Origin of the sequence: Streptomyces sp. NPDC048277 (assembly GCF_040652235.1) — a bacterium.
Taxonomy (GTDB): Bacteria; Actinomycetota; Actinomycetes; order Streptomycetales; family Streptomycetaceae; genus Streptomyces.
In genome coordinates, this window is record NZ_JBEZLQ010000007.1 from 129,886 (window position 1) to 143,164 (window position 13,279).

General features: G+C 72.6%; 10 protein-coding genes. 7 read left to right on the forward strand and 3 right to left on the reverse strand.

The window, feature by feature from the left end:
* Positions 1 to 13: 13 nt before the first annotated feature.
* The 3 genes from AB0D85_RS17760 to AB0D85_RS17770 form a co-directional block, all read right to left on the reverse strand.
* Positions 14 to 1,684, reverse strand: coding sequence for a penicillin-binding transpeptidase domain-containing protein (locus AB0D85_RS17760; protein ID WP_362320730.1), 1,671 nt, complete (start codon positions 1,682 to 1,684; stop codon positions 14 to 16).
* A 103-nt stretch (positions 1,685 to 1,787) separates the two neighbouring features.
* Positions 1,788 to 3,398, reverse strand: a complete 1,611-nt coding sequence (locus AB0D85_RS17765) for a penicillin-binding transpeptidase domain-containing protein (protein ID WP_362320733.1) — start codon at positions 3,396 to 3,398, stop codon at positions 1,788 to 1,790.
* Between the two features lie 143 nt (positions 3,399 to 3,541).
* Entirely contained in the window at positions 3,542 to 5,332 is a 1,791-nt protein-coding gene (locus tag AB0D85_RS17770) for a phospholipid carrier-dependent glycosyltransferase (RefSeq protein WP_362320736.1), read from the reverse strand.
* Positions 5,333 to 5,477: 145 nt separating this feature from the next.
* On the opposite strand from AB0D85_RS17770, the gene rsmI reads away from it, so the two are divergent.
* From rsmI to AB0D85_RS17805, 7 genes are all read left to right on the forward strand, one after another.
* A complete protein-coding gene (rsmI, locus tag AB0D85_RS17775; protein ID WP_362320739.1) occupies positions 5,478 to 6,326 on the forward strand; it encodes a 16S rRNA (cytidine(1402)-2'-O)-methyltransferase in 849 nt (282 codons plus the stop codon).
* 453 nt (positions 6,327 to 6,779) lie between these two features.
* Positions 6,780 to 7,211: a hypothetical protein gene (locus tag AB0D85_RS17780; RefSeq protein ID WP_362320742.1), complete on the forward strand. Its 432-nt coding sequence runs from the start codon at positions 6,780 to 6,782 to the stop codon at positions 7,209 to 7,211.
* 47 nt (positions 7,212 to 7,258) lie between these two features.
* Positions 7,259 to 8,197, forward strand: a complete 939-nt coding sequence (locus AB0D85_RS17785; RefSeq protein WP_362320745.1) for a TatD family hydrolase — start codon at positions 7,259 to 7,261, stop codon at positions 8,195 to 8,197.
* A 376-nt stretch (positions 8,198 to 8,573) separates the two neighbouring features.
* A complete protein-coding gene (locus AB0D85_RS17790) occupies positions 8,574 to 10,001 on the forward strand; it encodes a ubiquitin-like domain-containing protein (protein ID WP_362321349.1) in 1,428 nt (475 codons plus the stop codon).
* A 38-nt stretch (positions 10,002 to 10,039) separates the two neighbouring features.
* The gene (gene rsmA / locus AB0D85_RS17795) at positions 10,040 to 10,909 is read left to right on the forward strand and encodes a 16S rRNA (adenine(1518)-N(6)/adenine(1519)-N(6))-dimethyltransferase RsmA (RefSeq protein ID WP_362320748.1); all 870 of its coding nucleotides are present in this window, start codon (positions 10,040 to 10,042) and stop codon (positions 10,907 to 10,909) included.
* Positions 10,906 to 11,823 (forward strand): 4-(cytidine 5'-diphospho)-2-C-methyl-D-erythritol kinase, encoded by a 918-nt coding sequence (locus tag AB0D85_RS17800; protein ID WP_362320751.1) that lies wholly within the window; start codon positions 10,906 to 10,908, stop codon positions 11,821 to 11,823. Before rsmA ends, AB0D85_RS17800 begins: the two co-directional genes overlap by 4 nt.
* A 122-nt stretch (positions 11,824 to 11,945) precedes the next feature.
* Positions 11,946 to 13,205: a HEAT repeat domain-containing protein gene (locus AB0D85_RS17805; protein ID WP_362320754.1), complete on the forward strand. Its 1,260-nt coding sequence runs from the start codon at positions 11,946 to 11,948 to the stop codon at positions 13,203 to 13,205.
* Positions 13,206 to 13,279 lie beyond the last annotated feature (74 nt).

A 13,279-nucleotide genomic window follows, 5' to 3' on the forward strand; every position in this document is an offset into this window, starting at 1 on the left:
TGCGGGGAGCCGTCTACAGGGAGCCGCCCAGCTTCAGCAGCGCCGCCACGATCGGTCCGGCCGTGTCGCCGCCGTGGCCGCCCGCCTGCACCACGCCCGCGGAGGCGAGGTCGCCGCAGTAGGCGGTGAACCAGCCGTTGGGCTTCTTCTGGCCGTCGACCTCCGCCGAGCCCGTCTTGGCGCCGCAGCTCGAACTCAGACCGGACATCGCCTTGGCCGCCGTACCGTATCCGGCCGTGTAGGACATGACCTCCTTCAGCTCGGACTGCGTCTTCGACGACATCGTCCGCGAGGCCTTGGCGATCGTCCGGTTGTCGACGCTCGGGGCGACCAGGTACGGCTGGTGGAAGGTGCCCGTCTCCACGGTCGAGGACACCGACGCCATGTTCAGCGGGTTCATGCGGACCCCGCCCTGCCCGATCAGCGAGGCGCCCATCTGCGCGCCGCTCTGCACCGGGACCGAGCCGTCGAAGGTCGGGACGCCGATGGCCCAGTTGTTCATGCCGAGGCCGTAGACCTGCTGGGCCTCGGTGGTGAGGTCGCTGTTGGACAGCTTCGGCGCGAAGTCGATGAAGGCGTTGTTGCAGGAGGCGCCGAAGCTCAGCTTGAACGTGCCCTGCTTGATCTCGGAGTTGTCGTCGTTGTGGAACGTCCAGCCCGCGAGCTTGTACGTCTTCGGGCAGGGGTGCGACGCGTCCGGGGTGATGAGGTTCTTCTCGAACAGCATCGTCGACGTGATGATCTTCATCGTCGAGCCGGGGGCCAGGGAGCCCTGGAAGGCGACGTTGAAGCCGTGGCTGCTGTTGGCGACGGCGTAGATCTCCCCGGTCGACGGGCGCATCACGACCACCGAGGCGTTCTTCTGCGTGGTGACCTGCTTCTCCGCGGCCGCCTGCAGGGTCGGGCTGAGCGTCGTCTTCACCGTGCCCGGGGTGCCCTTGCTGAGCTCCATCAGCGTCTTGTCGGACAGCTTCGCCTTCTCGGACGCCTTGCCGCGCACCACGCGCAGCTCGACGCCGGCCTTGCCGCCGGCCGTCTTGCCGAACTTCTCGCGCAGCCCGTCGAGGACCGAGCCGAGCGAGGGGTACTTGGCGGTGGTGATCTCCCCGCCGTCGCGGTCCAGGGCCTTGATGGGCGGGGTGCCGGACTCCCCGGTGACCAGGGTGTCGCCGTCCTCCATGTCCGGCTGCACGACCGAGGCGTGCCAGTCGACCAGCGGCTTGCCGTCGCTCTTGCGCCGGACGACGCTGAACGAGGAGTTGTACGCGAGCGGCTTGCTGACGCCCTTGTACGACACCGTCGCCTTCACGGAGAACGGGACCTTGGCCCCGGTGCGCTTGCCCTCGGTGAGGGTGACGTCCTTGATGTGGGCGTCCTTGGAGTAGCCGGTCAGCAGCCGGATGCAGGCCGCGGCGTCGTCCGTGACGGCGGCGGCCCGGGTGGGCCTGCCCTGCTGCCAGGACGCCAGGAAGGTCCGGGCCGTCGTCTGCACCTCGGTCGCCGACAGCGGGCCGGTCTTGACGGCCTTGTGGGCCGACGACGTGGACGCCGCGTCGGCCGCCGCGCCGCCGCCGTAGAGGGCGTAGACGCCGAAGCCGGCACCGCCGACGACGACGGCGATCATCCCGCCGATGACGGCGGGTCTTTTCTTCCGTCGCTCGGCGACGCGCCTTCTCTTGCCCACAGCTCAGTTCCTCCGCGCACTTCCCCAGGGCCCCCGCCGCCCCGTAGCCCTCACGCTCCCCAACGACTGCACCAGCCTAGAGTCCCGGCCTGTGGGAGTGACTTCAGCCACCGATCCGTAGCACACTCGCGACAATCGGGCCGGCCGCGTCGATGCCGTGACCGCCGTCCTGGGTCATGGCCGCGGCCGCGACGTCGTCGCGGTAGCCGGCGAACCAGCTGTTCGACTTGGACTGCCCGTCGACCTCGGCCGAGCCGGTCTTGGCGCCGATGCTGCCGCTCAGCCCGCGCATCACCCCGGCCGCGGTGCCGCTGGTCGCGGTGCGGTTCATCATGGCGCGCAGCTGGGCGGCGGTACCGGCCGACAGGCCCTTCGCGGTGGCCAGCGCACGGCCGTCCAGTTTCTGCGCGACGAGCACCGGCTGCCGGAAGGCGCCCGTCGAGGCGGTCGCCGCCACGGAGGCCATGTTCAGCGGGCTCATCTGCACCTGGCCCTGGCCGATCAGGTTGGCCGCGGTGTCCGGACCACCGGAGGCCGGCACCCGGCCGTCGAAGCTCGGAACGCCCACCTTCCAGTTGTTCCTCCCCAGCCCGAAGCGGTCCTCGGCCTCCTTGGTGAGCGAGTCGACCTGGACCGAGTCCGCGTACTTCACGAAGGCCGTGTTGCAGGACCGCGCGAAACTGTCCGAGAGGGTGGCCTTCTCGTCCGGCTGGAGCCCCTTGAGGTTGCTGAAGGTCTGGCTCTGCCAGGTCGCGGTCGGCGGGCAGGGGGCCGGCCCTGTGGCCGTCGTCAGCCCTGTGTCGATGAGGGCGGCCGCGCTGATGATCTTCATGGTGGAGCCGGGCGCCAGCTCGCCGAGGAAGGCCGCGTTGAAACCGTCCTCGCGGTGGTTGGCGACCGCGAGCACCTCGCCGGTGCTGGGCTTGACGGCGACCACCGACGACTCGGCGTACTTCGTCACCGCCGTCTCGGCGGCGGCCTGCACGCGCGCGTCGAGCGTCGTACGCAGCTTGCCGGCCTTCCCCGGGGCGAGGGTCAGCAGTGTGGTGTCGGCGGACTCCTCGGACGCGTGCCGGATCACCAGCTCGACCCCCGGGGTGCCGCCCGACTTGTCGCCGTACCGGCTGCGCAGCTCGTCCAGGATCGGGCCGAGGGACGGGTAGGTGTCCTTCGTGAGGACCTTGCCGTTGCGGTCCACGGCCTCGATCGGCGGGCTTGCCGCCTCGCCGGTGGACAGGGTGTCGCCGCGCCTCAGCTGCGGATGGACCACGGTCGGGTCCCAGTCGACGAGCGCGCGGTGCGTGGTCTCACCGCGCACGACCGTCAGACGGCTCTTGTAGGCGAGCGGTTTCGACGTCCCGCCGTAGGACACGGTCGCCTTCACCGAGAACGGCACGGTGGCGCCGGTCGCCGTGCCGGATGTGATGTGCACGTCCTTGATGTGCGCGGTGGCGCTGAAGGACGTGAGGACCGGTTCGGCGTCGGCGGAGTCGTTCGTGAACGACGCGGCGGTCACCGACGCGCCCTTCTCCCAGGCCGCGAAGAACTTCTGCGTGGTGTCCTTGATCTCGTCCTTCGTGGGCGGCCCGCTGCGCACGGCCGGCGTGCCGTCACCGTGGAGCGCCGACAGAACGGTGTAGGCGGCGTACCCGCCCCCGCCCAGCATGGCTGCGCAGACGCCGCCGACGATGGCGCCCTTGACCCCCTTGCGCATGGTGCGAAATCCCTCCCCGTGCGCTTTTGCCGCATTTTGTGAACGCGTTCAAAAGCTGGTTGTGGCTCGCACTTTAAGTCGTTGTGAGGACCCTGTGGCAGGTGTTGCTCGAATGTTGTCCGAACGGCGACCAGGGTGGTGACTCAGACCCAGGTGTCCAGCCACATGCGTGACCGCCACGAGTCGATGGGGATCGCCGTGCCCGTGTACAGCGGCCAGAAGTAGATGAAGTTCCAGGTGATCAGCAGCACCAGGACGCCCGCGCCCGACGCGCCGATCAGGCGGCGGGTGTCGCTGGAACCCGGCGGGCCGATGATCGCGCCGATCATCATCGCCACCGCGAGACACAGGAACGGCACGAAGACGACGGCGTAGAAGAGGAAGATCGTGCGCTCCTGGTACATGAACCAGGGCAGGTAACCGGCCGCGATGCCGCAGGCGATGGCGCCGGCCCGCCAGTCGCGGCGGAAGGCCCAGCGCCACAGGACGTAGGCGATCGCGAAGCAGGCCGCCCACCACAGCAGGGGCGTGCCGATCGCGAGCACCTCGCGCGCGCACTTCTCGCCCGCGTTCGTCGGGCAGCCGTCCACGCCGGGGGAGGGCGACTCGTAGAAGTACGACACCGGGCGGCCGAGGACGAGCCAGGACCACGGGTTCGACATGTACGTGTGCGGCGACGACAGGCCGACGTGGAACAGGTAGACCTCATGCTCGTAGTGCCACAGGCTGCGCAGCCAGTCCGGCAGGAACGTCCAGCTGCCGCCCTTGCCGTCGGTGGCCGCCCAGTTGCGGAAGTAGCCGCCGGTGCCGTCGGTGGGGGACAGGATCCAGGCGGTCCAGGAGACCAGGTAGACGGCGATCGCCACCGGCACGGTCGCCAGGAACGTGATCCCCGTGTCGTACTTCAGGACCGCCTTGTACGGGTGCACCGCACCGGCCACCTTGCGGGCGCCGACGTCCCACAACAGCGCCATCAGGCAGAACGCGGCCAGGATGTAGAGGCCGTTCCACTTGGTGCCGATCGCGAGCCCGAGCAGCACGCCCGCGGCCCACCGCCAGGGACGCCAGCCGAAGCGGAAACCGTCGGCCACGCGCGCGTCGGGGCGCACCCGGCCGTCCGCGTCCGGCTGGAGCGCGGCCGCGAGTTTCTCCCGTGACCTGTCCCGGTCGATGATCAGACACCCGAAGGCGGCCAGTACGAAGAACATCAGCACGCCGTCGAGCAGCGAGGTGCGGCTCATCACGAAGTGCAGTCCGTCCACCGCCATCAGCCCGCCGGCCAGGCAGCCCAGGAGCGTGGAACGGAACATCCGGCGCCCGATCCGGCACAGCAGCAGCACGCTCAGCGTGCCCAGCAGCGCCGTCATGAAGCGCCAGCCGAACGGGTTGAAGCCGAAGATCAGCTCCCCGAGCCCGATGACGTACTTGCCGACCGGCGGGTGCACGACGTAGGCCGCGTCCGCCGGGATCGTGACATGGCCGTTGGCCTGCAGGATCAGATCGTTGGCGTTCTTGTCCCAGTTGACCTCGAAACCGCGGTGGACGAGCGCCCACGCGTCCTTCGCGTAGTACGTCTCGTCGAATATCACCGCCTTCGGGCTGCCCAGGTTCCAGAACCGCAGCAGACCCGCCATCAGCGTCACCAGGAGCGGGCCGCCCCAGGCCGACCAGCGCGTGATCCGCTCGGCCAGCACCGGGGGCACGCCCAGCCCGAGCCACAGCCGTGAGCTGGGTTCGGCGTACGGCGGGACCAGACGGTCGACGACATCGGCGTGCGCGCCGGTGCCGGCGGCCCCTCTGCCGCCGGTGGTGTGCACCGTGTGCGCCGGGCTCGCCGTGTAGCCGAATCGGCGCAGCCGCTGCTGCCACGTCGGCCGCTCGTCGAGCGCTGCCTGGCCCTGCCGGGTGTCCGTGGAGGACGCGGTACTGGTCACCGCGCCATCGTAGGGAACCGTTCTGTGTGAGTCCCGTGCAATGGGGCTTAGAGGTGGGTTCCTTTGCTATCGGCGATCGCGCGGTCCCGGTCCCCGTCCCGGTTCCGGGAACGGCGCTGTCAGTGGCTGCTGCGAGGATGGGGAGGTGACTGGAACCCTTGTCCTCGCAGGCACCCCCATCGGCGACGTCGCGGACGCGCCGCCCCGGCTCGCGGCCGAGCTGACCGGCGCCGACGTGATCGCGGCCGAGGACACCCGGCGGCTGCGGTGGCTCACGCAGGCGCTCGGTGTGACGCCCAAGGGGCGCGTGGTGTCGTACTTCGAGGGCAACGAGGCCGCCCGCACCCCCGAACTGGTCGAGGAACTCGTCGGCGGCGCGCGCGTGCTGCTCGTCACCGACGCCGGGATGCCCTCCGTCTCCGACCCCGGCTACCGCCTGGTCGCGGCCGCCGTGGAGAAGGAGATCCGGGTCACCGCCGTCCCGGGACCGTCCGCCGTGCTCACCGCGCTCGCGCTGTCCGGGCTGCCCGTGGACCGGTTCTGCTTCGAGGGCTTCCTGCCGCGCAAGGCGGGCGAACGGCGCTCCCGGCTCCAGGAGGTCGCCGAGGAGCGCCGCACCCTCGTCTACTTCGAGGCCCCGCACCGCCTCGACGACACCCTCGCCGCCATGGCGGAGGTCTTCGGAGCGGAGCGGCGGGCCGCCGTCTGCCGTGAGCTGACCAAGACGTACGAGGAGGTACGGCGCGGTCCGCTGGCCGAGCTCGCGGTGTGGGCCGCCGAAGGCGTGCGCGGCGAGATCACCGTCGTCGTCGAGGGCGCGCCCGAGAGGGGCCCCGAGGAACTCGACGCGGAGGAGCTGGTGCGGCGGGTGCGGGTGCGGGAGGAGGCCGGGGAGCGGCGCAAGGAGGCGATCGCGGCGGTGGCGGTGGAGGCGGGGATTCCGAAGCGGGTGGTATTCGACGCTGTGGTTGCCGCGAAGCGTGTTGATGGGTGAGGTCGGTTTCCGTAGCGCCGTTGTGGTTGCTTTTGTGCAGTCGGCCGCGGGTGCGCGGGGGCTGGTCGCGCAGTTCCCCGCGCCCCTGGCGGGGCGCCTCCGTCCCCGCGTTCCCGGGCGGGCGCGCGTTGATCTCTGAGCGGGTCGCGTCTCCCCTGAGCGTGCGCCCCTGACCTGCGGAGATGGTTCCTCTGAGCGGGGGGCATCTCCTCTGAGCGGGCGCCCCACGGGACGGTAAAGCGGGGGCGGGAAACGCAAAGCCCAGCCCTATGCGGCGAGGCCGATTTGGCAAGCAAAGTCCAAAACGGCTCCAACACTCGACAGGCCTGCTGCATTCGCGCCGGTGAAGGCGTCCACTGGTCAGCAGGGACGCACCCGTCCCTCACCCCCATGGGGATTCCGGGGGGAATCCCCGCGCCGGGGGTGCTTGTCCAGCGGACAAGAGGAGCTGGCATGAGTGAGATCGCAGGGCAGACCGGCCTCCGCGGTGCGGCCACAGCCGTCGTCCACGAGTCGTATTCCTTCGCCTGCATGCGATGCGGGCACGGCTGGGAGCAGTCGTACGAGATAGAGCACCACACCGACGCCGACAACCACGAGTTCGTCATGTATGTGGCGAACGGGCAGGTCGTCCCGTCCCCGCTGAGCCGGCCGGCGTGCCAGAACTGCGACGGCCAGGTCGTCCGGATCATGCGCGCGGGGCAGGTCTCGTCGGTGCGGAACGCCACGCAGCGGTCGTATCGGCGACCGGTGCAGGGCCCTCCGGCCGAGGCGGAAGGTGAGGAGACCACGGCGGCGGCGACGGAGCCCTCCGCTCAGGTCGAGGAGCCTCACCACTGGCACCTGTCCGATCTCCTGCACCCCTTCCACCGCAAGGCGGGCTGACCCGGGCGCGGGTCGGACGGGGCATGCCCCTTTCGTAGGATCGGGGCATGCCTTCGAACGCCTCCGGTACGGCCGCCGCCTCGGCCAAGGCCGACAAGAACGCGGCGCCGCCGCTGCCGGAACCCCTCCGGGTCCCCGTCGCCGACTCGCACACCCACCTCGACATGCAGTCCGGCACGGTCGAGGAGGGCCTCGCGAAGGCCGCGTCGGTGGGCGTGACGACCGTCGTCCAGGTCGGCTGCGACATCAAGGGCTCGCGGTGGGCGGCCGAGACGGCCGCCGCGCACGAGAACGTCCACGCGACCGTGGCCCTGCACCCCAACGAGGCCCCGCGCATCGTCCACGGCGACCCTGGGGGCACCTCCCAGCCCCCTGGGGCCGGGGGAGGTTGGTCCCGGCAGGGGGCCCGCGCGGGAGGCGGCGACGCGGCGCTGGACGAGGCGCTCGCCGAGATCGACCGGCTGGCCGGGCTGCCCCAGGTGAAGGGCGTCGGCGAGACGGGCCTGGACTACTTCCGCACGGGACCCGAGGGCAAGGCCGCCCAGGAGCGCTCCTTCCGCGCCCACATCGAGATCGCCAAGCGGCACGGCAAGGCCCTCGTCATCCACGACCGCGACGCTCACGCCGACGTCCTGCGCGTGCTGAAGGAGGAGGGCGCCCCCGAGCGGACCGTGTTCCACTGCTACTCCGGGGACGCCGAGATGGCCGGGGAGTGCGCCCGCGAGGGCTACTTCATGTCCTTCGCCGGCAACGTCACCTTCAAGAACGCCCAGAACCTGCGCGACGCCCTCGCCGTCGCCCCGCTGGAGCTGGTCCTCGTGGAGACGGACGCGCCCTTCCTGACTCCGGCGCCGTACCGCGGACGGCCCAACGCCCCGTATCTCATTCCGGTCACGGTGCGTGCGATGGCCGCCGTGCGCGGCATCGGCGAGGACGCGCTGGCGACGGCCCTGGCCGCGAACACGGCCCGCGCCTTCGGTTACTGAGGGTGTATCGATCATAACTGGCGCATAACGCTCACTTGCGTGCGGCCCGGGCTCGGCCGTGACTGGGCGTAGCCGTGCCGCTTTGGAGAGTGACGAACGCTCCGCTAGGTTCTGGTGGCCCGATCCGGACCCCTCTGGCCTTCTGGAGCGTGTCGGCGTGAGCACATCGCAGTACGAGACGTTTGGGGCGTACGACCCCTATGGTGCGCCCGGGGCGCACGGCGCGGGAGGCGCGCACGGGCACCAGGGCGCCCACGGACACCCCGGCGCGCCTGGCCGGCAAACCGCGCCTGGCCAGCAGGTCGCGCCCGGTGCGTACGGTGCGCCGGGCGTGCGGGGCGCGCACGAGGAGCAGGGCGGGTATGACGCGCCCGGAGTGCAGGGCGTGCCCGGTGTGTCCGGCGTGCACTCCGCGTACGGCGTGCACAACGCCGCGACGCTGGGATACGGCCTGGCGTACGGGGGCGACACGTACCGGCCGGCGTACGAGGTCTCGGCGGGGGCGGGGGGCTCGTCGGCGGGGCAGCCGCAGGCGCAGCGGACGCCGCAGGCGGATGCGCGCGCGGGAGCGGCGCGCGGGCACGTGAGCGAGCCGGTGCTGCCGCGACAGGGCGGACGCGTGCCGGACGGCGCGGCGCGCGAGGCGGATGCGCACGCCGTGGTGGGACGGCGTGCCGCGCGCCGACGGAAGGCGCGGTACACCCAGCGCCCGGACTCCGCCGTGCGCCGTCTGCTGCCGCAGGCGCTGGTCGTCGCGTTCCTCGCCGGCGGCACCACCGCGTTCCTCGCCAAGGACAAGGCGATCGAGCTGACCGTCGACGGCAGGCCGCGCACCCTGCACACGTTCGCGGACGACGTGACCGGTCTGCTGACCGAGGAAGGCGTACAGGTGGGGGCGCACGACATGGTGGCGCCCGCCCCCGGCGCGGCGCTGGCCAGCGGTGACGAGGTCGCGGTGCGCTACGGCCGCCCGGTCCGGCTCACCCTGGACGGCCGGCGGCGCGAGGTGTGGACGACGGCGCGCACGGTGGAGGGAGCGCTCGCGCAGCTGGGGGTGCGTGCCGAGGGCGCGTACCTGTCGGCCTCGCGCTCCCAGGGCATCGGACGCACCGGGCTGGCGCTGGACGTCCGCACCGAGCGCACCGTCACGATCCTGGCGGACGGCCGGGCCCGCACCATCCGCACCAACGCCGCGACCGTCCGCGAGGCCGTCGAGGAGGCCGGGGTCACCCTGCACGGCCAGGACACCACCTCCGTGCCGCCGGGCGATTTCCCGCGCGACGGGCAGACGGTGACCGTGCTGCGGGTCACGGGCAGCAAGGAGGTGCGCGAGGAGGTGATCCCGTTCGAGGTGCGGCGGACGCAGGATCCCACCCTGTTCAAGGGCACCGAGGTGGTCGAGCAGGCCGGGCGGCCCGGGCTGCGCCGCGTCACGTACTACCTGCGGACCGTCAACGGGGTCCGGGGGAAGCCGCACCGCGAGACGTCCGAGCTGGTGCGCGAGCCGCGCGCGCAGCTCGTGAAGGTGGGCACCAAGCCGCACCCGGACTCCGTGAAGGGCGCCGACGGCCTGGACTGGCACGGTCTCGCCGCCTGTGAGTCGGGCGGCCGCCCCGACGCGGTGGACCCCTCCGGGACGTACGGCGGGCTGTACCAGTTCGACCGCCGCACCTGGCACAGCCTCGGCGGCAGCGGGCGCCCGCAGGACGCGCCGGCCGGGGAGCAGACGTTCCGCGCGAAGAAGCTCTACGTGACCCGCGGCGCCACCCCCTGGCCGCACTGCGGGGCCCGGCTGCACGGGTGACCGGCGGGAAGGCTCCCGGCGGCCCGTACCCTTGTCCCGTGAGCAGCCCCACCCCCGACGCCCTCCTCGGCCCCGCCGACATCCGTGAGCTCGCGGCAGCGCTCGGTGTACGCCCCACCAAGCAGCGCGGCCAGAACTTCGTGATCGACGCCAACACGGTCCGCCGTATCGTCCGCACCGCCGAGGTCCGCCCGGACGACGTCGTCGTCGAGGTCGGTCCGGGACTCGGTTCCCTCACCCTCGCCCTCCTGGAGGCCGCCGACCGGGTCACGGCCGTCGAGATCGACGACGTCCTGGCGGGCGCCCTGCCCGCGACGGTCACGGCGCGCATGCCGGCGCGCGCGGACCGGTTCGCGCTGGTCCACTCCGACGCGATGCACGTCACCGAGCTGCCCGGCCCGGCGCCGACCGCGCTCGTCGCGAACCTCCCCTACAACGTCGCCGTCCCCGTCCTCCTGCACATGCTCGACACCTTCCCGAGCATCGAGCGGACGCTGGTGATGGTGCAGTCCGAGGTCGCCGACCGGCTCGCCGCCGCACCCGGCAACAAGGTGTACGGCGTGCCCTCCGTCAAGGCCAACTGGTACGCCGAGGTCAAGCGCGCCGGCGCCATCGGACGCAACGTCTTCTGGCCCGCGCCGAACGTCGACAGCGGACTGGTCTCCCTGGTCCGGCGCGCGGAGCCGGTCAAGACGACGGCGTCGAAGCGCGAGGTCTTCGCGGTCGTCGACGCGGCGTTCGCGCAGCGGCGCAAGACCCTGCGGGCGGCGCTCGCGGGGTGGGCCGGGTCCGCGGCGGCCGCCGAGGCGGCGCTGGTCGCGGCCGGGGTCTCGCCGCAGGCGCGCGGGGAGTCGCTGACGGTCGAGGAATTCGCGAGGATCGCCGAGCACAAGGAGTCCGGTAAGTGAGCGTCACGGTACGGGTGCCCGCGAAGGTCAACGTCCAGCTCGCGGTGGGCGCCGCCCGCCCCGACGGCTTCCACGACCTGGCCAACGTCTTCCTCGCCGTCGGCCTCTACGACGAGGTCACGGTCACGCCCGCCGACGAGCTGAGCGTCACCTGCGAGGGCCCGGACGCCGACCAGGTCCCCCTGGACCGCACGAACCTCGCCGCGCGCGCCGCGATCGCGCTCGCCGGGCGCCGGGGCATCGAGCCGAACGTGCACATCCACATCGCCAAGGACATCCCGGTCGCCGGCGGCATGGCCGGGGGGAGCGCGGACGGGGCGGGCGCGCTGCTCGCGTGCAACGAGCTCTGGCGCGCGGGCGCCTCCCGCGCCGAACTCCTCGCCATCTGCGCCGACCTGGGCAGCGACGTGCCCTTCAGCCTGGTCGGCGGCGCCGCCCTCGGCACCGGGCGCGGTGAGCGGTTGACCGCCCTGGAGGTCGGCGGCACCTTCCACTGGGTCTTCGCGATGGCCGGGCGCGGGCTGTCCACCCCGGCCGTGTTCCGCGAGTTCGACCGGCTCGCCGAGGGGAGCGACATCCCCGAGCCCGTCGCCTCCCGCGACCTCCTCGACGCGCTCGCCGAGGGCGACCCCGACGCGCTCGCCGCCGCCGTCTCCAACGACCTCCAGCCGGCCGCGCTCTCCCTCTTCCCGGAACTCGCGGACACCCTCGACGCGGGCCGCGCGGCCGGCGCCCTCACCGCGCTGGTCTCCGGCTCCGGTCCCACGACGGCGTTCCTGGTCCGCGACACCGAGTCGGCGGCGAAGGTCTCCGAGGCGCTCCTCGCCTCCGGCACCTGCCGCACGATCCGCACGGCGACGTCCCCCGCGCCGGGCGCGCGCGTCCTGTCACCGGCGCTCGACGGCCCCGCGTAAATCACCTGCCCCGCGTCCGCGGCCCCCGGTAGGCTCCCCCGGCCGGCCTCCGACCAGGGCCGGGGGGCACGGCCGGCGGCTCGACAGGGCCGGCCCGGTCACGGGAACGGGGGCGCCCGCGCATGACCATCCACGAACTTGTCGCGGCCGTACGGAACGGGGACGCGGACGGGGTCCGGCGGCTGCTGGACGACGACACCGACCCGGACATGCTCGACCCGGACGCCGGGGTGCCGCTGCTCTGCGTCGCCGTGGCGGCGTACGACGAGAAAGTCGTCGACGCGCTGATCGACGGGCGGGCCGACTCGCTGGCGTTGCTGTCCGACGGGAGCACGCCGGTGCAGCGGGCGGTGGACGGCGGGTCGATCGAGATCGTGTCGGCGCTCACGAGCGACCCGGTGAGGTTCCCGGAGAGCGCCCGGCGCGAGCTGCTGGAGCGGGCCCGGCGGTGGGCCGGAGCCGGCGTGGCGGCGGAACTCGGGCGCCTGAGCGGTGCCCGCGGGCCGGTGGACCGGGCGGTGGTCGGGGACAGGTATTCGGTGTACGAACAGTTCACCGTGGGCGGGCTGACCGCGCGGGACGGGCACGACGGGATCCTCACGGTGCTGGAGGCGCGTTTCGGGGTGCGCGCGCCGTTCGAGGAGGTGCTCGCGCGGGCGCTGGTGCGCGGGAACCCGGACCACGCGGTGTGGTCCCAGGCGGTCTGCACCCTCAGCGGCCGCATGGACGAGGAGACCTGGGCGGCCGCCGTGGCGCTCAGCCGCAGCGGGGACCGGCTCCGGCGGCTGTTCGCGGCGGAGCTGCTGATGCTCCTCGTACTGGGCCCGCCCTGGCCTCCGGGCCCCGAGCCGTTCGAAGGGCGCGGCACGGAGGTCCTGCTGCCCTGGGCGCGCGAGGAACGGGATCCGGAGGTGCTGCGGGCCGTTCTCAACGCGCTGACCGAGGAACAGGGCCCGGAGATCGAGGCGCTGGGGCGGTCGTACCTGACGCATCCCGACGCCGGGGTGCGCCGCACGCTGCCGCACACGCTGGAGCGGGCGGAGACGCGGCTGGTGGTGCGCCCCGAGAGCCTGCGGACGGTGTTCGCGCTGGCGCGGGACCACGACGCCGGCGTGCGCTCGGCGGCATGCGCCTGGCTCGCGGAGTATCCGGGACACGACCCCGGGATCGCGGACGCGCTGGCCGGACTGGTGCACGACGAGGACCAGGTGACCCGGATCCACGCCGTGTTCGGACTGGCTTACCAGGACGACCCGCGCTGCGTGGCGGCCGAGCGGCACATCGGTCCGGTGGACTTCGACACGTGGTCGGACACCTGGCTGCTCCGCGCGGTGGAGCGGTACCGGGAACGCGCGGCGCGGCGGGCCGCCGGTCCCGGGTGACACGGACCCGGTGCACCGCGGCACCCTTCGCGCCGTCCTCGCGACGCCCTACGACCTCCTCGGCGGGGTACGCC

Coding starts and splice junctions, on each gene's coding strand:
- AB0D85_RS17780 (WP_362320742.1), top strand. CDS start 6,780: ATGAGTGAGATCGCAGGGCAGACCGGCCTCCGCGGTGCGGCCACAGCC.
- AB0D85_RS17805 (WP_362320754.1), top strand. CDS start 11,946: ATGACCATCCACGAACTTGTCGCGGCCGTACGGAACGGGGACGCGGAC.
- AB0D85_RS17765 (WP_362320733.1), bottom strand. CDS start 3,398: ATGCGCAAGGGGGTCAAGGGCGCCATCGTCGGCGGCGTCTGCGCAGCC.
- AB0D85_RS17785 (WP_362320745.1), top strand. CDS start 7,259: ATGCCTTCGAACGCCTCCGGTACGGCCGCCGCCTCGGCCAAGGCCGAC.